At 57.8% G+C, this 18,587-nt stretch carries 16 protein-coding genes, 1 tRNA gene and 1 pseudogene; 14 read left to right on the plus strand and 4 right to left on the minus strand.

Annotated elements, in window-relative coordinates; translation table 11 throughout:
- Positions 1 to 295, plus strand: a 295-nt coding sequence (locus G392_RS0108315; RefSeq protein ID WP_027009874.1) for a transposase, incomplete at its 5' end; no start/stop codon positions are given.
- A gap of 122 nt (positions 296 to 417) precedes the next feature.
- Here G392_RS0108315 and topA read toward each other — a convergent pair.
- Genes topA through G392_RS12525 form a run of 3 tightly spaced genes read right to left on the minus strand, consistent with a single transcriptional unit; the run spans position 418 to position 3,789 of the window.
- Positions 418 to 2,718, minus strand: coding sequence for a type I DNA topoisomerase (gene topA / locus G392_RS0108320; protein ID WP_027009875.1), 2,301 nt, complete (start codon positions 2,716 to 2,718; stop codon positions 418 to 420).
- 11 nt (positions 2,719 to 2,729) lie between these two features.
- Positions 2,730 to 3,125, minus strand: coding sequence for a hypothetical protein (locus G392_RS0108325; protein ID WP_156900861.1), 396 nt, complete (start codon positions 3,123 to 3,125; stop codon positions 2,730 to 2,732).
- Positions 3,126 to 3,174: 49 nt separating this feature from the next.
- Positions 3,175 to 3,789 (minus strand): hypothetical protein, encoded by a 615-nt coding sequence (locus G392_RS12525; RefSeq protein WP_051255653.1) that lies wholly within the window; start codon positions 3,787 to 3,789, stop codon positions 3,175 to 3,177.
- 346 nt (positions 3,790 to 4,135) lie between these two features.
- Here G392_RS12525 and G392_RS0108340 point away from each other — a divergent pair.
- Positions 4,136 to 4,212: transfer RNA gene (locus G392_RS0108340), tRNA-Met, on the plus strand.
- 245 nt (positions 4,213 to 4,457) lie between these two features.
- Here the strand turns inward: G392_RS0108340 and G392_RS0108350 are convergent.
- On the minus strand, positions 4,458 to 6,290 hold the full coding sequence (locus G392_RS0108350; protein ID WP_027009877.1) for an autotransporter assembly complex protein TamA: 1,833 nt from the start codon (positions 6,288 to 6,290) through the stop codon (positions 4,458 to 4,460).
- Positions 6,291 to 6,452: 162 nt separating this feature from the next.
- Here G392_RS0108350 and G392_RS12535 point away from each other — a divergent pair, with 162 nt between their 5' ends.
- From G392_RS12535 to G392_RS13095, 12 genes and pseudogenes are all read left to right on the plus strand, one after another.
- Positions 6,453 to 10,376 carry a translocation/assembly module TamB domain-containing protein gene (locus G392_RS12535; RefSeq protein WP_034334864.1) on the plus strand — a complete coding sequence of 1,308 codons (3,924 nt, stop codon included), beginning with the start codon at positions 6,453 to 6,455 and terminating at the stop codon, positions 10,374 to 10,376.
- Positions 10,369 to 10,629 (plus strand): hypothetical protein, encoded by a 261-nt coding sequence (locus tag G392_RS0108360; RefSeq protein ID WP_027009878.1) that lies wholly within the window; start codon positions 10,369 to 10,371, stop codon positions 10,627 to 10,629. Before G392_RS12535 ends, G392_RS0108360 begins: the two co-directional genes overlap by 8 nt.
- 18 nt (positions 10,630 to 10,647) lie before the next feature.
- Complete coding sequence (locus tag G392_RS12540; RefSeq protein ID WP_051255654.1) at positions 10,648 to 11,385, plus strand: lysophospholipid acyltransferase family protein; 738 nt, start codon at positions 10,648 to 10,650, stop codon at positions 11,383 to 11,385.
- Positions 11,386 to 12,333 (plus strand): phosphatidate cytidylyltransferase, encoded by a 948-nt coding sequence (locus G392_RS0108370; protein ID WP_027009879.1) that lies wholly within the window; start codon positions 11,386 to 11,388, stop codon positions 12,331 to 12,333. It abuts the gene before it with no gap.
- Between the two features lie 9 nt (positions 12,334 to 12,342).
- Positions 12,343 to 12,798 carry a Fur family transcriptional regulator gene (locus G392_RS0108375; RefSeq protein ID WP_027009880.1) on the plus strand — a complete coding sequence of 152 codons (456 nt, stop codon included), beginning with the start codon at positions 12,343 to 12,345 and terminating at the stop codon, positions 12,796 to 12,798.
- Positions 12,786 to 13,721 (plus strand): CobW family GTP-binding protein, encoded by a 936-nt coding sequence (locus tag G392_RS0108380; protein ID WP_027009881.1) that lies wholly within the window; start codon positions 12,786 to 12,788, stop codon positions 13,719 to 13,721. Before G392_RS0108375 ends, G392_RS0108380 begins: the two co-directional genes overlap by 13 nt.
- 106 nt (positions 13,722 to 13,827) lie before the next feature.
- Positions 13,828 to 14,271: a ferric iron uptake transcriptional regulator gene (gene fur, locus G392_RS0108385; RefSeq protein ID WP_027009882.1), complete on the plus strand. Its 444-nt coding sequence runs from the start codon at positions 13,828 to 13,830 to the stop codon at positions 14,269 to 14,271.
- Positions 14,272 to 14,274: 3 nt separating this feature from the next.
- On the plus strand, positions 14,275 to 15,072 hold the full coding sequence (aat, locus tag G392_RS12545; protein ID WP_084165960.1) for a leucyl/phenylalanyl-tRNA--protein transferase: 798 nt from the start codon (positions 14,275 to 14,277) through the stop codon (positions 15,070 to 15,072).
- Between the two features lie 127 nt (positions 15,073 to 15,199).
- Positions 15,200 to 16,303 carry an ABC transporter ATP-binding protein gene (locus tag G392_RS0108395; RefSeq protein ID WP_027009883.1) on the plus strand — a complete coding sequence of 368 codons (1,104 nt, stop codon included), beginning with the start codon at positions 15,200 to 15,202 and terminating at the stop codon, positions 16,301 to 16,303.
- 18 nt (positions 16,304 to 16,321) lie between these two features.
- On the plus strand, positions 16,322 to 17,275 hold the full coding sequence (locus G392_RS0108400) for an ABC transporter permease subunit (protein ID WP_156900864.1): 954 nt from the start codon (positions 16,322 to 16,324) through the stop codon (positions 17,273 to 17,275).
- Positions 17,275 to 18,144, plus strand: a complete 870-nt coding sequence (locus G392_RS0108405; RefSeq protein WP_027009885.1) for an ABC transporter permease subunit — start codon at positions 17,275 to 17,277, stop codon at positions 18,142 to 18,144. The genes G392_RS0108400 and G392_RS0108405 overlap by 1 nt, the downstream gene beginning before the upstream one ends.
- 123 nt (positions 18,145 to 18,267) lie before the next feature.
- A pseudogene (locus G392_RS13095) lies at positions 18,268 to 18,587 on the plus strand (hypothetical protein); the annotation flags it as partial.

The following is an 18,587-nucleotide window of genomic DNA, read 5'->3' on the forward strand; positions in this document are numbered from 1 at the left end:
ATTTGTCGGATTGGTGCCGAAAATGCACGAATCGGGACAGCAAAGGGGGCGGGTGATGTTATCCAAAAAAGGTTCGGCAGTATTGCGTGCGGCCTTGTATCTGCCTGCGGTCGTGTCAAAGAAATACAACCCTGATATTGCCGCCCAATACGCCCGTCTGCTGCAAAGGCAAAAAACGCCGATGCAGGCATTGGGCGCGGCGATGCGTAAATTGGTACATATTTGCTTTGGCGTATTGAAGCATCAAACGGTTTATCAGTCCCGTCAGTTGGAAATTTCTGCTACGGGAGCTTGACTGGAAAGATGGTATCTACACCTGCGCGGGAATGACGGTGCAGAAGTTTTTCGGTCAATTGATGACACGTCCCAGAGTTAAAAAACCGTACTGCCTGAAACCAATATTCAAGCAGTACGGTTTTATTCTTTCGGCGCGGGCGGCTCAATCTGTTCTTTCCAACCGCATTCTTTTTGTGGACACACTTTCTCCACGCCCCAACGCTTGGTGGTTTTGCGGGTGAGGACTTTCCAGCCGCATTGCGGACAACTTTCTGCCAAAGGCGGGTGGCTCACCGCGTATTTGCAATCGGGATAAGTGTTGCAACTGTAAAACGGCGTACCGAAACGCGATTTGCGCTCAATCAAATGCCCCTTGCCGCACACGGGACACGCTACGCCCGTGTCTTTGGGCGGTTCGAGCGGCTCGATGTGTTTGCATTTCGGATAATGGGCGCAACCGATAAATTTGCCGTAACGCCCCTGTTTGTACACCAATTGCCCGCCGCATTTCGGACAATCGCGCCCTTCCACCACGCTGGGTTCTTCGGCGGCTTTGGCGGCTTCTTCGGCGGTTTCGTTCAGATTGCGGGTGTAATCGCATTCGGGATAGCCCGAACAGGCGATAAAACGTCCGCGTTTGCCGAATTTGATTTGCAACCGGCTGGCGCATTTCGGACAGGTTTCGTCCAAATCTTCGGTGGTGATTTTGGCACGCTCGATGCCTTCTTTTTCCACCACCTGTTTGTGAAAGCCCTGCCAAAACTTGTCCATCACCGGCACCCACGCCCGTTTGCCGTTGGCGATATCGTCAAGCTGGTTTTCCAGTTTGGCGGTGAAGTCGTAATCCACATATTGGGTAAAATGCTCGGTGAGAAACTTATTTACAATGTCGCCGGTGTCGGTGGGCTGGAAACGGCGTTGCTCAACGGTAACGTATTCGCGGTCTTTCAGCGTTTTGATGATGCTGGCGTAGGTGGACGGGCGGCCGATGCCGAATTCTTCCAACGCTTTGACCAGCGTGGCTTCGTTGAAACGCGGCGGCGGCTGGGTGAAATGCTGTTCGCCGTACAACTTGTCCACAGGCAGGGCGTCGCCCACCGCCATTTCAGGCAGCTTTTTGCCGTTGTCCCCGTCATCGCCGTCTTCGTCCTGACCTTCCTGATACACTTTCAAAAAACCTTCAAACACCAGCACTTGCCCCGTTGCGCGGAACACGCCCTCGCCCACGCTGATGTCCACGGTGGTGGCGTCAAATTTCGCGTCCGCCATCTGGCAGGCCACGGTGCGCTGCCAAATCATTTGGTAGAGCTTGAACTGGTCGGGACTCAAAAACGGTTTCACGCTTTCGGGCGAGCGGTAAACGGAGGTGGGGCGCACGGCTTCGTGTGCTTCTTGGGCGTTTTTGGATTTGGTTTTATACACTTTTGCGCTTTTGGGCAGGAAGTCCGCGCCGATTTTGTTATCAATATAGTGGCGGATTTCGGTGAGCGCGTCCTGCGACAGGGTAACGCTGTCGGTACGCATATAGGTAATCAGACCGACCGCGCCCTGCCCCACGTCCACGCCCTCAAAAAGCTGTTGGGCGGTGCGCATGGTGCGGTCGGTGGTGAAGCCGAGTTTGCGTACCGCGTCCTGCTGCATGGTGGAGGTGGTGTAGGGCGCGGCGGGTTTGCGGGTGGCTTTCTTTTTGACTACGTCCGACACGGCGGCGGGTTTGCCTGCCAGCGCGTCCAGCACGGCGGCTTGCGCGGCTTCATCGGGCAGGGAAAACTGTTCCAGTTTGTTGCCCTGCCATTGGTGCAGTTTGGCGGAGAATTTGGTACGCCCTTTGTGGCTGTCCAGATGCACCGACCAGTATTCTTGCGATTCGAAGGCTTTGATTTCGTTTTCGCGTTCGCAAATCAGGCGCAGGGCGGGGCTTTGCACCCGTCCCGCGCTTAAGCCGCGCCGGATTTTTTTCCACAGCAGGGGCGACAAATTGAAACCCACCAGATAATCCAAGGCGCGGCGGGCTTGTTGCGCGTCCACCAGATTGATGTCCAGGCCGCGCGGGTTTTGCAGGGCTGCCTGAACGCCTTTTGGGGTGACTTCGTGGAACACCACGCGGCGGATTTTGTCGCTGATGTTTTTCATACCGCGTTTGGCTTTGAGGATTTCGTAGATGTGCCACGAAATCGCTTCGCCCTCGCGGTCGGGGTCGGTGGCGAGGTAGATGTGTTCGGCTTCGCGGGCGGCGGCAACGATGGCATCAACGTGTTTGCTGTTTTTGGCGATGATTTGGTATTTCATCGCAAAGTCGTTTTCGGGGTCCACCGCGCCGTTTTTGGGAATCAGGTCGCGCACATGCCCGAATGAGGCCAAGACTTCAAATTCGCCGCCCAAGTATTTTTTGACGGATTTGATTTTGTTGGGAGATTCGACAATCAATAGGTTTTTGAACATGGTGTGTTTCTCTAAAAGTCGGGTTTGCGTGCTTTGCGGTAGCAAAATGCGGCGGCGGCGGTTTTCAGGCAGCCTTTTTTGCCGCGTTTGGCGGTTTCGCCGTTCAGGGTCAGGGTTTTGCGGTGGGGCGCGGCGGCGGGATAGGCGGCGCCGACGGTGTAGGTGCGGCCGTCTGCCAGCGTGAAATGCAGGCTGCGCTGATACCAAATTTCACCGTTGTCGCGCTTCATCGGCGAGGAAACGGTTTCGTAGGCGGTGCAGGCGCTGCGGCGCATTTTGGCGCGGCTGTCGGGGGCTTGGCAGTCGTAATGTTGCGGGGGGCGCACGCTGCCTGCGGCGGCGGCAAGCGGCAGCAGCAGAAGCGGCAGGCAGCACAGGCGTGCGAATGAAAACATAAATGAAAACATGTCGGTATCCTTGTGATGGTGTGTATTCGGGAAGCAGCCTGAAAACCGGTTATTCGCCGTCCGGCAGGGCAAACACGGCAATGCTGTGGACTTTTGCCCCTTCCTGATATTCGGTGGTGGTTTTGGGCAGGTCGGTGTCGTCTTCGTCAAACGCGCCCGAATCGTCGATGCGGAACGACATCGTGGCGGGCTGGCGGGCAAACTCTGCCGTTTGGCGGCTTTCGATTTCGCTCAACACGATTTGTTCGACCCTGCCGTAGCGTTGTTCGGCGGTTTCCAACAGCATTTCAGGGTGGACGCCCTGTGCGGTTTTACAGGCTTTGGAAGCGGTGTCCAGATAGGTAATCGGCGCGGCGGGGTTTTCCTGCTGGTCGGTATAGGCAGCGATTTCCACATCGGCATTGAGTTTAATCATGGTAAAGCCCACGCCTTCGGCATCGGTAACGGGCGTCAGCACGGCGTGCGGAAACGACTGGCGCACCTGCTCCAGCGACGTGCCCAACGGAATGCCGCCGATGCTGTTGTCGTCGATTTCGCACAAAGGGTGGTGCGCCGCAGCCGCAGAAACGGCGGCAGACGGCGGCACAACCGCCGTATCGCCGCCGGAACAGCCCGCCAGCCACACGCAGCCCGCGACCAATGCCGCAATGTATTTTCGTTGCATGATTTTTGATTCGTATTCCCAAAAGTTTGCCCGAACCGGTGCCGCGCCTTGCCGCACCCCCGTATTGATTTAAGATGTTTCAACCCACAAGGCTGCACACAAAGCACCGCCCCGCGCCTTGCCCCGATTCGGACGTGCTGCCCCCGCCCGAACCACCGGCTTATTTTACCGCCGCAAACGGCAGGGTTTCAAACCGAAAAGGCATTTTGACGACAAACGCGGCCACATCAATCACTATTTGCCGCACTTGGCAAAATTTTGAACGCTTATTGTAACCGATTTTACCATTTTTAACACGAAAGCCTTGACACAGCCTGCCAAAGCGGGTATAGTTCGCAACTTCAGACGCGGGGTGGAGCAGCATGGTAGCTCGTCGGGCTCATAACCCGAAGGTCGTAGGTTCGAATCCTGCCCCCGCAACCAAATCCCCCAGCCGCCGCTTATTTCAAGCGGCGGTTTTTCCGTATCCGTCTTTCTTTATCTCCTGCCAAAGCCTGTCATCGATTGACCGAAAAACACGGCACCGTCATGCCCGCGCAAGCAAAAATCCAAAATACGTTTCAAAAAGCATGGATAAAACATCGCTTCACAAACATCAGGCAATGGATTTCCGCCTGCGCGGGCATGACGGTGCAAAGGTTTTTCGGTCAATTGCCCCGACCCAACGCCTAAAACCGCGTCCCCAAGCTGATGTGCCAACGCAAACGCCTGTCCTGATGCCCGTATGCCACATCAAACGAAAACGGCGCAACGGGGCTGAACCAGCGCACGCCCACGCCCGTGCCGTGCTTGAAAGAAAGGCTTTTGAAATTCCGCGCCACGCCCCCCGCATCGTGAAACACGGCAAGGGCGAAGCTGTCTTTAATCGGATATTGGTATTCGGCACTCGCCACCGCCATGGCACGGTCGGGCAACACCGCTTGGCTGTCGGCAATGCGCCGTCCGATGCTGTCCAATTCGTAGCCGCGCACGCTGGACGCACCCCCCGTGCGGAACATCAGGCCCGAAGGCACTTCGCCCGCCGCTTCTTTTTCGTTGGTGTACACATAGCCCAGATTGCCGCGCAGGGCGAGCGTGCCGAGTTTTTTGTTTTCCGGCGTAAAGTAGTAGCCCGCGCTTGCCCGTCCGCGCACGGTAAACGCCGATGAAAACAATTTGCCCAACGTCGTGCCGATTTTGCCGTCAAAATAATAGCCGTTGGCGGGGCGCATTTGCGTTTCGATGTTTTGGCGTTTCCACGATGCGGTGAGCAAGGTGGCGTGGCTTTTGCCCAATACGGTTTGGCTGTCGGGAATTTTGCTGTCTTCGGCGATAAATTCCACGCCGTAGCGGATTTCGGTGTTGCCGCGCTCGCGCACCTGCCAAATCCCGCCTTTCCATGCGCGTTGTTCCAGCTTTTGGGTGGTGCTGCGGTTGTAGGCAAGGTTGGAAGTGAAGTAGTTGCCCTTGTTGTTGCGCGGCTGGCTCACGCCCGCGCTGACGGTGGTTTGGTAGCGGTCGGCTTCGACAAACACCGAGCCGACATAGCCGCGATTAAACAGATTGTAGTGGTCGTAACCGACATTGCCGCCCAAGCCGTATTCGGAATCAAAGCGCAAACCCGCTTCAAATTTCTGTTTTTTCAACTCCGACACCGACACTTTCACCGGCACGCGCCCTTCGCGGATGCCGTCAAAATCCGCCTGCACCGATGCGCCCGCGTAGTGGCTGTTGTTTTCCAAAGCCTGCTGGTAATCGAGCAGCTTGTCCAAATCGTAGGGGTCGCCGGTTTTGAAGTTTGCCAAGCCGCGCACCACGCTGTCGGGATAGCGGCGCGTACCGGAAATGTCCAAGTCGCCGAAATACACCGCTTCGCCGCTTTCCACGCTCACGCTCAAATCGGCGGTTTGGTTTTGCGGGTTTACCGTTGCCCGCGTGTGCGACAATTTTGCCAAAGGGTATTTTTTGCGCGTTACCGCCGTGAGTACCGAAGTTTTGCTCGCCGACCAATCTTCCTGACGGAACGGGCTGCCCACCGGCAATTTCCAACCGGCAACGGCGTTTTTGTAATAAGCGCCCAAATCTTCGTCTGCCACAATCGCGCCCGTGATGGCAACGCTGACATTGTCGATGCGGGTGCGCTTGCCCAGTTGCGCGTCCAAACGGTAGCCTTCGCCCTGCGGGGCGATTTTGATGTCGGTGTTGAAATAGCCTTCGGTACGCAGCAGGTTGCGCGCATCGTTGGGGGCATCGTCCACCAGATAGCCGATTTGCTCTTTGTCCAGCTCTTCCTGACGCTGGTAGTGGATGAGCGGCAGGTGGGTTTGCAGCAGTTCGTTCATTTCGGCGTTGCCCGTGTGGACGGCAACGGGGTATTTCGGTTCGCGTTTGGCGTTTTTGGCGTTTTCGGTTTTTTTGGCGGATTTTTTTTCGGACGCGGACGGCGGCGCAGCTTCGCCTTCTGCACGGGCAAACGCCGACAGCAGGGCGAGAAACAGTAAAGACAGTCGGAAAGCGGGCATCATGACAAACAGGCGCACATTCGGTTGGAAAGGGCAAATTTTAACACCGTTTTCCCGCCGATTGTGCGGAACAGCCCGCACGGTTTGCGTTATAATCGGCGCTTTTGCCAACCGTCCGTTTTCATGCCCATGAGTGCGCCGCACGTCCCCCGCAAACCCGCCATGCCTTTTGACGAAATCGTGGCGAGAATCGAGTCGCGCAAAAACCCGCCGCCGCCGCGCAAACGCCGTCCTTTGCTGCGCCTGCTGCGGGTGTTGCTGCTGTTGGCGCTGGTGCTGCTGCTTGCGCTCGGCGGCGGGGCGTGGTGGCTGCTGGCAACGGAAAGCGGGCTGCGTTTTGCGCTGTTTGACGCGCCGCAAAAGCTGGATGCGCCGCTACGCATTCGCGCCAAGCAGGTTTCCGGAACGCTGTGGCACGGCTTTTCCGGCACCGGCTGGCACATCGAAACCGAATCCGCCGACATCGATACCGACCGTTTCACGCTGGCGTGGCAGTCGTCCGCGCTGTGGGACAAGCACGTTTTGATTGACAAGCTGGCTGCAGGCGACATCATCATCACCCCCAAGCCCGTTCCGCCCAAACCGGACGACCCGACCCCGCCGCAAATGCCCGACAGCCTCGCGCTGCCGTTTGCCGTGAGCATCAAGCAGATACAGACGGGGCGCATCACGCAGGGCGAAACGGTGCTGCTGCACGGCGTATCGGCAAGCTACCGCTACGACCACCGCGAACACCGTGCGGAAGTGTTGTCGCTGCAAACGCCGTGGTCGGAAAGCAAAGGCACGCTGCGTGCCGAAGCCGCCGCGCCGTTCAAGCTGGCGGGGCGTTTGGATTCGCAGGGCGAGCTGGACGGCATCGCCATTGAAAACCGCGTTGATTTGGCGGGGAATTTGGGCGAAATCACGCTGAAAACCGATTTGGCGGGCAACGGCGTGTCTTTGCGGGCGGATACGGCGCTGCGCCCGTTTGCCGAAACTTTGGGACAGCGCATCGGACACGTCAAGCTGGCGGGCGCGGGCATCAGCCCCCATGCGTTTTGGGACACGCTGCCCAAAGCCGATTTGAATTTTACCGCCGACGTCGTCCCCGATTTGGACGGGGCAACGGCGGGTTTGGATGGGGAAATTTATCTGCGTAATGATGCACCCGCCGCCGCCGACCGTCAGGGCATTCCCGTCCGTTCGCTACAGGGGCGTTTTGCCGTAAACGAAAGCGGCGCGGTGGAAATCGAAAATTTGGAAGCGCATTTGATGCGGCGCGGCGTGATTCGCGCACAGGGCGGCATTTACACGCTGAAGCAGACGCTGAGCCTGAACACGGCGGTGGAAAACCTGAGCGCCGCCGACCTGCTCGCCCAAGATTTTGCCGGACAGTTGAACGGCACGGTGCATCTGGGCGGCACGTTTGCCGCGCCGCAAGCGGCGTTCAAGCTGGACACGGGGTTTGCCAAAACGTCGGGGCTGCTCAAGCTGCTCACCGACAAAAAGCACGGTCAGCAAACCCTGCTGCTGGAGCAGGGCGAAATCCTGCCGCCCGGCGGCGGCAAACTCAATCTGGCGGCGGGCTTGGAATTGTTCAAACAGCAGCGTGTGCAGGCAAATGTCGTCAGCAGCGCATTCAATCCGCGCAAACTTTATCCGTCCCTGCCCGAAGGCAGCATCAACGGGCAGGTGAAGCTCACGGGCGAGTTGGCAAAAACCGCGTTTCATGCGGAATTGGCACTCCAGCCTTCCGCAATACAGGGCGCGTCTTTGTCGGGAACGGGCAAGGTCAGCTATGAAAACAACCATTTGAGCCGCGCCGACACGCAAATCCGCTTGGGCGCGAACGAGCTGTTTACGCAAGGCAGCTTCGGCAAGCGCGGCAATGTGCTGCGCCTGAACATCAACGCGCCCGAATTGCAGCAGTTCGGCTTCGGCATGCGCGGGGCATTGTCTGCCAAAGGCACGGTGTCCACCGTGGCAGACGGCTGGACGAAAATCGATGCCGCGCTGGAAGGTCAGGCACGGAACGTGGTGCTGCCCGGCGACGTGCGCCTGAACACTTTGGATTTCCGCGCAAACGGTTCGCCCGACACCTCGCGCCCGCTCAACGTGCTGCTGCGCGGCAAAGGCTTGGCGGCGGGCGGCACGGTGGTGGACGAAATCGACGCCTCGCTGGAAGGACTGCTCGGACAGCACCGTTTGCGTGCCGATGCCGGCTTGAAAATCGACGGCAAACCGCTCAAGCTCAAACTCGCCGCCAACGGCGGATTAAACGCCCAAAACCAATGGCACGGCACGGTCGGCACGCTCGACCTTGCCGGTGCGCTCAACCTGCACCTGAACCGCCCCATGCGCTTGGAAGCGGGCGCCCAACGCGTGGTCTTGGGCGCGGCCGACTGGCGGGCATTGGGCGGCGGGCTGCACTTGGAACGCTTCGTGTGGGACCCGCAGCAGGGGCTCACCACCAAAGGACGCGCCGACCGCCTGCATTTCAGCCAACTGCACAACTTCTACACCCCGCCCGTAGAACACAACCTCGTTTTGGCGGGCGACTGGGATTTGGCATACGGACAAAGCCCGCGCGGCTACCTGAACGTGCGCCAACAAAGCGGCGACATCACCCTGCCCACCAACCGCAAACCGCAACTGGGTCTGAAAAACTTCGTATTGCGTACCGAAATCAGCGCGCGCGGCATCTTGAGCCGCTTCTCCGGCGACGTGCGCTACGGCAAAACACAGGGCGATTTCAATATCCTGCAAGCCTTCGGCGCGGGCGCATTTGCCAAAGCACCCATCGGCGGCAGCATCAACGTGGCGGTGGACGAACTGGACACCCTGCGCAACCTGCTGCCCGTAGGACAATCCGTGCGCGGACGCATCCGCGCCCAAGCCCAATTCGCCGGCACGCTCGACGCCCCCAAACTGCACGGCACGATTAACGGCGAAAACCTGTATTACCGCAACCGCGACGTGGGCGTGATTTTAAGCAACGGCACCCTCCAATCGCGCCTGCAAGACCGCCGTTGGCTGATTGACGCCCTCACCTTCCGGCAAGGCGGCGGCACACTCACCCTGCAAGGCGCGGCAGACTACGGGCGCACAGAGCCCGACATCGGCGCCGACATCGTCTTCAACCGCTACCCCGTCCTCGACCAGCCCGACCGCCGCCTCACCCTCAGCGGCAAAGGCAAACTCTCCTACAACGGCAAACTGTTCTCGCTGGACGGCAACCTGCGTGCCGACGAAGGACGCTTCGGCTTTCAGGAAAGCAGCGCCCCCACCCTCGACGACGACGTGGTCGTATTGGGCGAAACCAAGCCCGAAACCGCCGCCGGCACCCCGCTCAACCTCAACCTGAACTTTGATTTGAACGACCGTTTCCACTTTAGCGGACAAGGTCTGAACGTTACGCTCGGCGGCAAACTCACCCTTGCCGCCCGCCCCAACCAAAACATCCGCGCCACCGGCAGCGTCCACGTCGTCAAAGGACAATACAAAGCCTACGGACAAGACCTGATTATCGGCAAAGGCATCATCTCCTTTGTCGGCCCGCTCGACAGCCCCAACCTCAACATCCGTGCCAAACGGCGCAATTCGCCCGTCGGCGCGGGCGTGGAAGTATTGGGCAACCTGAACCACCCGCGCATCAGCTTGGTTGCCGACCGGCCCATGAGCGAAAAAGACAAACTCTCATGGCTGATTCTCAACCGCGCCAGCAGTGGCAGCAGCGCAGACGAAGCCACCCTTGCCACCGCCGCCAGCGCGTGGCTGGCGGGCAACCTGAACGACCGCATCGGCTTGGTGGACGACTTCGGACTCACCAGCCGCCAAAACCGCAACGCCCAAACCGGCGAAATGAACCCCGCCCAACAAGTCCTCACCTTCGGCAAGCAGCTCACGCAAAACCTGTATCTGGGCTACGAAGCGGGCTTGGGCGATGCCAGCCAGTCTGCCAAGCTGGTTTACCAGCTTACCCGCTCGATACAGGGCATTTTGCGTATCGGCACACAATCTTCCGGCGGCGAAGTCAAATACCACAAGCGTTTTGACTCCCTGCGCGCGCTTTTTCACCCTTCCCAACAGGACAACGAACATGATTAACCAATTTGAAATCAGCAACCACGTCAAACGCCAAATCACCGATTTGCTGGCACAGCGCGAAACCGACCTGCACAGCGCCATGAACGATGAAACGCTCAACCGCGAAATCGCCGCGCTGCTGTATGCGGGGCTGCCCGCCATGTTGCGCAAATTTTATCCTTTGACCAAGTTTCAGGGCTTTTTTTGGGAAAAACGCGCCTTTTTGGCAGAACACATCGCCAACCGTCTGCAAGCGGCGGTCAAGCGCGGCTGATGCCGGCGGAGTGCTTCCATGACCGTTCCCGTTTCCCGACCGCCCCTGCCGCAACGGCTGTGCGCCGCCGCGATTGACGCGTGTTTGTCGTTTTTCGTGTCGTTCATCACCGGCGTGCGCCCGAAGTTTGAAGGCGATTTGGATTTTTCGCCCGAAAAAAAGGTGTATTTTGCCAATCATGCCAGCCATGGCGATTTCATGCTGGTGTGGATTTCGCTGCCGCAGCGTTGGCGCGATGTGGTGCGCCCCGTTGCCGGCGCCGACTATTGGCTGGGCGGGCGCGTGCGCCGTTTTCTGATTCAAAACGTGTTCCGCGCCCTGCTCATCGACCGCAAAGGCGGTTCGCCCCAAGCCGTTACCGCGCAAATGGGCGAAGCCCTGCGGCAGGGGTCTTCGCTGATTATTTTTCCCGAAGGCACGCGCAACACCGATGACGACGTGCTGCTGCTGCCGTTTAAAAGCGGCATCTACCATTTGGCACGGGAAAACCCCGATGTCAAATTCATTCCGATTTGGATTGACAACATCAACCGCGTGCTGCCCAAAGGCAAGCTGCTGCCCGTGCCGATTATCTGCGATGTGAACATCGGCGGGGAAATCCAGCTTTTTCCGGGCGAGGAAAAAGATGCCTTTCTCGCCCGCGCCCGCGATGCGCTGCTGGCACTGGCGCCCGAAAGCAAGCGTTTGCTGCCCGCGCCCGCACCGCATACGGATTACCGTCAAACCGGCTTGCCCGGCTCCGGAAAGGAACAGTAAATGGACGGCATTCATCAGGCCTTGCCGATTCAGGCGGGATTTGTGTTTTTCGGCATTTTCGCCGTGCTGTTGCTGGCAACGTTTGTCGGCGCACAGCTCAAGCGCCGCCTTCCCGACAACCGCAATGTGGACGATTTGAACCGCCGCGTTTCGGCGTGGTGGGCGATTATGGTGGTGCTGCTGTTTGCGTTTTGGTTTCACATCATCGGCACGACGTTTTTGTTTTTTCTGATTTCGTTTGCCGCGCTGCGCGAGTTTATGACGCTGATTTACCGCCGCCGTAGCGACCACAACGCCATTGCCGCGTGTTTTTACCTGCTGCTGCCTTTGCAGTATTATTTTGTGCTGATTGACTGGTACGGCATGTTTGCCACGCTGATTCCCGTGTATGCGTTTTTGCTGCTGCCCGTTATCGGCGCGTTTTCGGGGCAAACGGCGGGGCTGTTCGAGCGCACCGCCAAAATCCAATGGGGCGCGATGATTACCGTGTTTTGCCTCTCGCACGTTCCCGCCATCATGACCCTGCCCATACGGGGCTTTGAAGAGCGCAATATTTTGCTGTTGATTTTCATGATTGTGGTGGTGCAGACGGGCGATGTTTTGCAATACGCGCTGCAAACGCTGTTCGGCGGCAAAAAAATCATGCCCGCGCTCTCGCCCGATGCCACCGTGTGGGGCACGCTCGGCGGCATTGCCGGCGCAACGGCACTGGCGGCATCGCTGTACCGCATCACCCCGTTCAGCCCCGTGCAGGCGGCGGCCATCGGGCTGCTGGTGGCGGTGATGGGCTTTTTCGGCTCTTTGGTGATGTCGGGCATCAAGCGCAGCCACGGCGTGCAAAACTGGGGGCGCAGCAACAATCTGCGCGGCGGCATGCTCGACCGTGTGGACGGCATCTGCTTTGCCGCGCCCGTGTTTTTCCATGTGGTGCGCTATTATTGGGTATGAAGGAATACCATGAGCATCAAACAAACCATTCTCGACCAATGCCGCAGCAAAGGGGCGCAAATCACCCCGTTGCGCGAACAGGTATTGGACATCGTGCTGCAATTTGACGGCGTGATTAAAGCCTACACCGTGTTGGCGCAAATGCAGCGCGACAGCCGCCAAGCCGTTGCCCCGCCCACCGCCTACCGCGCTTTGGACTTTTGGGCGGAACAAGGCGTGCTGCACAAAATTCCCGCCGTAAACGGCTATATTTTGTGCAGCCACACCCAACACCAATGCGACCACGATTGCGGACACGGACACGAAAGCAGCTTTATTCTGGTGTGCGCCGAATGCGGCGCGGCAGACGAACAAAGCCTGATGCGCGAATGGTCGGCACTGCGCGCCGGCGCCGCCGCATCGGGCTTCAGGCTCAAAGAAGAACACGTTGTTTTAACCGGAGTGTGCCAAAAATGTCAAAACTGAATCCGCCAAAAATCCGCGTCCACCTGATTACCGGCTTTCTCGGCACGGGCAAAACCACCGCCCTGCGCAGCCTGATGGCACAAAAAGACCCCGCCGAGCAATGGCTGATTGTCGTCAATGAATTTGGCGAAATCGGCATCGACGGCGCGGTATTGGGCGACAACGGCATTCCCGTTGCCGAAATTTCCGGCGGCTGCCTGTGCTGCGCCGCCGGCGCACAAATGGGGCAAACCCTCGACACCATGCTGCGCCAAAACCGCCCCGACCGCATCATGATTGAAGCGAGCGGCTTGGCGCACGCCGCCGGCGTCATCGACGAACTCAAAGCCCCCGCCTTCCGCGACCGCTTGGACATCGCCGCCGTGTTTACCGTGGTCGACCCGCGCCAATTCATCAACCCCGAATTTGCCCGCAACCCGCTCTACCAAGACCAAATCGGCGTGTGCGACGTACTGCTGGCAAGCAAAACCGACCTGTGCTCCCCCGAAGAGCTGGCACAATTCCGCAAACGCGCCGCCACCCTGTTTCCGCCCAAAGCCCTGATTGCCGAAGTCGAACAGGCACAAGCGCAAATCGCATGGCTCGACACCCCCGTTGTCGAAAAACCGCGCTACCGCATCAAAGCCCTGCCCGACAACACGCAAGGCTTCCAATCGCAAGGCTACACCTTTCCCGCCGGACAAAACTTTGACGGCGAACGCCTGTGCCGCTTTTTTGACGAACTGCCGTCTTTGGCACAAGGCTTGGTTCGCGCCAAAGGCGTGTTTCAAGTGATGGACACATGGGTGTGGCTCAACTGGACGGACGGCGCATGGGGCGCGAATCAGGTTTCGTGGCGGCGCGACAGCCGTTTCGAGCTGATTGCCAAACAGTTCGACAGCGACGAGGTTTACCGCCGTTTGCAAGCCGCTTTGGAAGCGTAAACGCCCGCCGCCAATCATAAAAAACTTTTATTACCGTCAAACATGGGCAACAAACGCAAAAATGCGTATGATGCCCCAACTTGCAAACAGACGACAAGGCATCGCAATGAACAATATTTCCCAACTGAAAAACAACGGCTTGAAAGTAACCGGCCCGCGCCTGAAAATTTTGGATTTGTTTGAAACCTACGCCGAGCGCGAAACCGAACGCCATTTGAGCGCAGAAGACGTGTACCGCATTTTGCTTGCCGAAGGCGTGGAAGTGGGCGTGGCCACCATTTACCGCGTTTTGACCCAATTCGAACAGGCAGGCATTCTCATCCGCCACCATTTTGAAGGCGGCAAAGCCGTTTACGAACTCAATCAGGAAGAGCACGACCACATCATGTGCGTGCAATGCGGGCTGATTACCGAGTTTCAAAACAAAGAAATGGAAGCCATGCAGGCACGCATCGCCGAAGAAAACGGCTACCGCGTGGTCGACCATTCCCTGTATCTGTACGGCGTGTGCGCCGATTGCCAGAAAAAAGAACGCCGCAACAAAAGATAAACCATGCACCTGCCCCTGTTGTCGCGCCACGATGATTTCCCCGACCCGCGCCCCGCTTTGGCACGGGCGGAACACGCGCCGGTTTGCGCCACCGACCGCCTTGATGCGCAACGGATTTTGGCAGCCTACCGGCGCGGCATCTTCCCGTGGTACAGCGACCGCGATTATTTTTACTGGTTCGCCACCGCACCCCGCGCCGTGCTGCGCCCCGAAGGTCTGCACATTCCCCGTTCGCTTGCCAAAACCCTGCGCAATACCGCCTACCGCATTACCGTCAATCGGGATTTTGCCGCCGTGATTGCCGCGTGCGCCGCCGTGCCGCGCCCCGAACAGGACGGCACATGGATTGCCCCCGCTTTCCAAACCGCCTACACCGCTTTGCACCGCATCGGGCATGCCCATTCGTTTGAATGCTGGCGGCGCGACCGCACGGGCAGGGAAATTTTGGCGGGCGGTTTGTACGGCGTGCAAATCGGCGCGGTGTTTTACGGCGAATCCATGTTCGCACGGCTGCCCGACGCTTCCAAAACCGCCTTTGCCTGCGCCGTTCCCTATTTGGCACAATGCGGCATCCGCCTGATTGACTGCCAGCAACACACCGCCCATCTGCACCGTTTTGGCGCACACACCCTGACTTTTGACAATTTCCAAGCCGCTTTGGACGCCTACACCGTTTTGCCCTGCCGCATCGGGCGCGGCGTGATACGCGACAACCCCGCCCGAACAGACGCAATCGCGCCGCTACCCGCCCCGTCCCGTCCGCATACGCCTTGCCCTGACACCGTCTCCACGCTAGAATAGTCGGTTTTTGATTTTTCTGCTGTCCACCCGCCGTTAAACAGAAATCTTTTGCTGTCCAAAGCACCCAAACAGCGTGTTTGCCACCCGTGCCCGCACCCTGCGGCACGCCTTATGCGGAGTTCTGCCCATGAGTACACCCTATCTGCAAATCAAAAGTCTGGTAAAAAAATTTGGCGACAATACCGCCGTCAATGCCATTGATTTGGACATCAACCAACACGAAATTTTCGCCCTGCTGGGCAGTTCGGGAAGCGGCAAATCCACCCTGCTGCGCATGCTGGCGGGCATGGAAACCCCGTCTGGCGGACACATCATTCTGGACGGGCAGGACATCACCAAACTCGCCCCCTACGACCGCCCCATCAACATGATGTTTCAAAGCTACGCGCTGTTCCCGCACATGACGGTGGAACAAAACATCGCTTTCGGTCTGAAACAAGACAAACTCCCCAAAGACGAAATCGCCGCCCGCGTGGAAGAAATGCTGCGCCTCGTGCAAATGGTGAAATACGCCAAACGCAAACCGCACCAGCTTTCCGGCGGCCAGCAACAGCGCGTGGCCTTGGCGCGTTCTTTGGCAAAACGCCCCAAATTATTGCTGTTGGACGAGCCTTTGGGCGCGTTGGACAAAAAACTGCGCCAGCAAACCCAGCTTGAGCTGGTGAACACGCTGGAAAAAGTGGGCGTAACCTGCATTATGGTAACGCACGACCAAGAAGAAGCGATGACGATGGCCGACCGCGTGGCGATTATGTCGGACGGCGAGTTGAAACAGGTCGGCACGCCCAGCGAGGTTTACGACTATCCGAACAGCCGTTTCACCGCCGAATTTATCGGTGAAACCAATATTTTTGAAGGCAAAGTCGTCCACAAAGACGATGGACACGCTTTGGTGGACTGCCCCGAACTGCCCGCCAAAATCTACACCGACCAAAAATTTGAAGCGGAAAACGGTCAAACCGTATGGATTTCCATCCGCCCCGAAGACATTGATTTGCACAAGGAAAAGCCCGCCCACCGCGACACGCATAACTGGGCGAAAGGCACGGTGAAGGAAATCGCCTATTTGGGCAGTTTTGCCATTTACCACGTGCAGATGCCGGGCGGACGCATCATCAAAAGCCAAGTGCCCGCGCCGTATTGGTACGTCCGCAATCTCACGCCGCCGACTTGGGACGAAGAAGTGTATCTGGATTGGCCGGAAAACCAACCCACGCCTTTGACGCGTTAAAAATGGAGGCTGCCTGAAATGTCCGTGAATATCAAACGCCGTTTGCGTCCCGGCCGCAAAATGGTTATCGGCGTACCGTTTGTGTGGCTGCTGCTGCTGTTTTTGGTACCGTTTTTCATTGTGTTGAAAATCAGCTTTGCCGAACAGGCGTTGGCGATTCCGCCGTTTACGCCCCTGTTTGACGAACAGGGCAAGCTGCATTGGGTGTGGCAGAATTATCAGGATATGTTTGCCGATTTCGGCTCATCGCTTGCCGCGCTGCTCAACCCTTTTGCGGCGGGCAACGGCGACAACATCTATCTGCTCACCTATTGGCTGTCGGTCAAAACCGCGCTGATGACCACCGTCATTTGCCTGCTGCTCGGCTACCCGATGGCATATGCCATCGCCCGCGCCAAACCTTCCATCCGCAACACCCTGCTGCTGGCGATTATGCTGCCGTTTTGGACATCGTTCCTGCTGCGCGTGTATGCGTGGATGGGCTTGCTGGGGCAAAACGGCATCATCAACAATTATTTATTGAAATGGGGTTGGATTAGCCAGCCTTTGGATTTGTTTTACAACAGCTTTTCGCTGGTGTTGGTGATGGTGTACGCCTATTTGCCGTTTATGGTGCTGCCGCTTTACACGCAGTTGGTGAAGCTGGACGGGCGCTTGCTGGAAGCGGCGGCGGATTTGGGGGCGCATCCGGTTAAGGCGTTTCTCACCATCACCCTGCCGCTTTCCAAAACGGGGATTGTGGCAGGCTCGATGCTGGTGTTTATTCCCTGTGTGGGCGAATATGTGATTCCCGAGCTGGTGGGCGGCCCCGACAATCTGATGATTGGCAAGGTGTTGTGGCAGGCGTTTTTTGACCAGAACAACTGGCCGTTGGCGGCGGCGGTGGCGGTGGTGATGGTGTTGCTGCTGGTGGTGCCGATTGCGCTGTTCCAGCGTTATGAAGAACGCGAGCTTGAAGAAGGAAGCAAATGATGCAACAGGCAAAAATGTCGTGGTTTTTGAAAGCCGTTTTGGGCATGGGCTTGGCGTTTCTGTATATCCCCCTGATTATCTTGGTGGTGTATTCGTTCAACGATTCCAAGCTGGTAACGGTGTGGGGCGGCTTTTCCACCAAATGGTACGGCGAGCTGCTCAATGACGACCAGATTTTAAGCGCGGCTTGGCTGTCGTTGCGCATTGCGGTGGTGTCGTCTTTGGCGGCGGTGGCGCTCGGCACGATGGCGGGCTACGCGCTGGCGCGGATTAAACGCTTTCGCGGCAGCACGCTGTTTGCGGGCATGGTGTCCGCACCGATGGTGATGCCGGACGTGATTACGGGTTTGTCGATGCTGCTGCTGATTATCGAAGTGCAAACCCTGATTCAGGCGGCAATGGGCGAATCCGCCGCCGCGTGGCTCGACCGTGGTTTTCTCACCATCTTTTTGGGACACACCACTTTGTGCATGGCGTATATTACGGTGGTCATCCGTTCGCGCCTGATGGAGCTTGACCAATCTTTGGAAGAAGCGGCAATGGACTTGGGGGCGCGTCCCTTGAAAATCTTTTGGGTGATTACCCTGCCTTTGGTGGCGCCTGCCATCGCATCGGGCTTTTTGCTGGGGGTAACGCTGTCGCTGGACGATTTGGTGATTACGTCCTTCCTGTCGGGGCCCGGCTCGACCACCCTGCCGCAATTGATTTTCTCCAAAGTGCGTTTGGGCTTGAATCCCGAAATGAACGTGTTGGCAACCATTATGATTGCGATTGTCGGCACGCTGGTGATTGCGCTCAATTACCTGATGCTGCGCCGCACCGCGCGTTTGGACAGGGAAATGCGCGAAGCCTTCCGTTCGGGGCAATGATGCCAAACCGTCCGTATCGTTGGTGATGCGGACGGTTTGTGATTTTGACCGTACCGCATTGTTTCACCTGCTCCCCCAACTATTCAAAATCACACTCCGCCTTACCGAAAGAGCCAAACCGCCATGCCGAACAAATATCTCCCCGCCTTGCTCGCCGCCCTGATATTTTGCGGCTGCACCGCCGCCAATCAGCCAAACAAAAACACCTGTTCCCAAAAGCTCCACAAAGCAGAAAACCGCGATGACTTAATCAAACAGATGTACCAAACCGGCTTTCTGGACGAATGCCTGTACCAATATACCCCCGAACAATTGACTGCCATTTGGCAAATCCCCGTCATATTCCAAAAAGACGATTCCGACAACGCGGGTGATGACGCACCTTTCGGGCTGTATGTAGTACACCAACCTTTGAACGAATACCAACGCCCCATGTTTTATAT

This window comes from Conchiformibius kuhniae DSM 17694 (assembly GCF_000428785.1).
Taxonomy (GTDB): domain Bacteria; phylum Pseudomonadota; class Gammaproteobacteria; order Burkholderiales; family Neisseriaceae; genus Conchiformibius; species Conchiformibius kuhniae.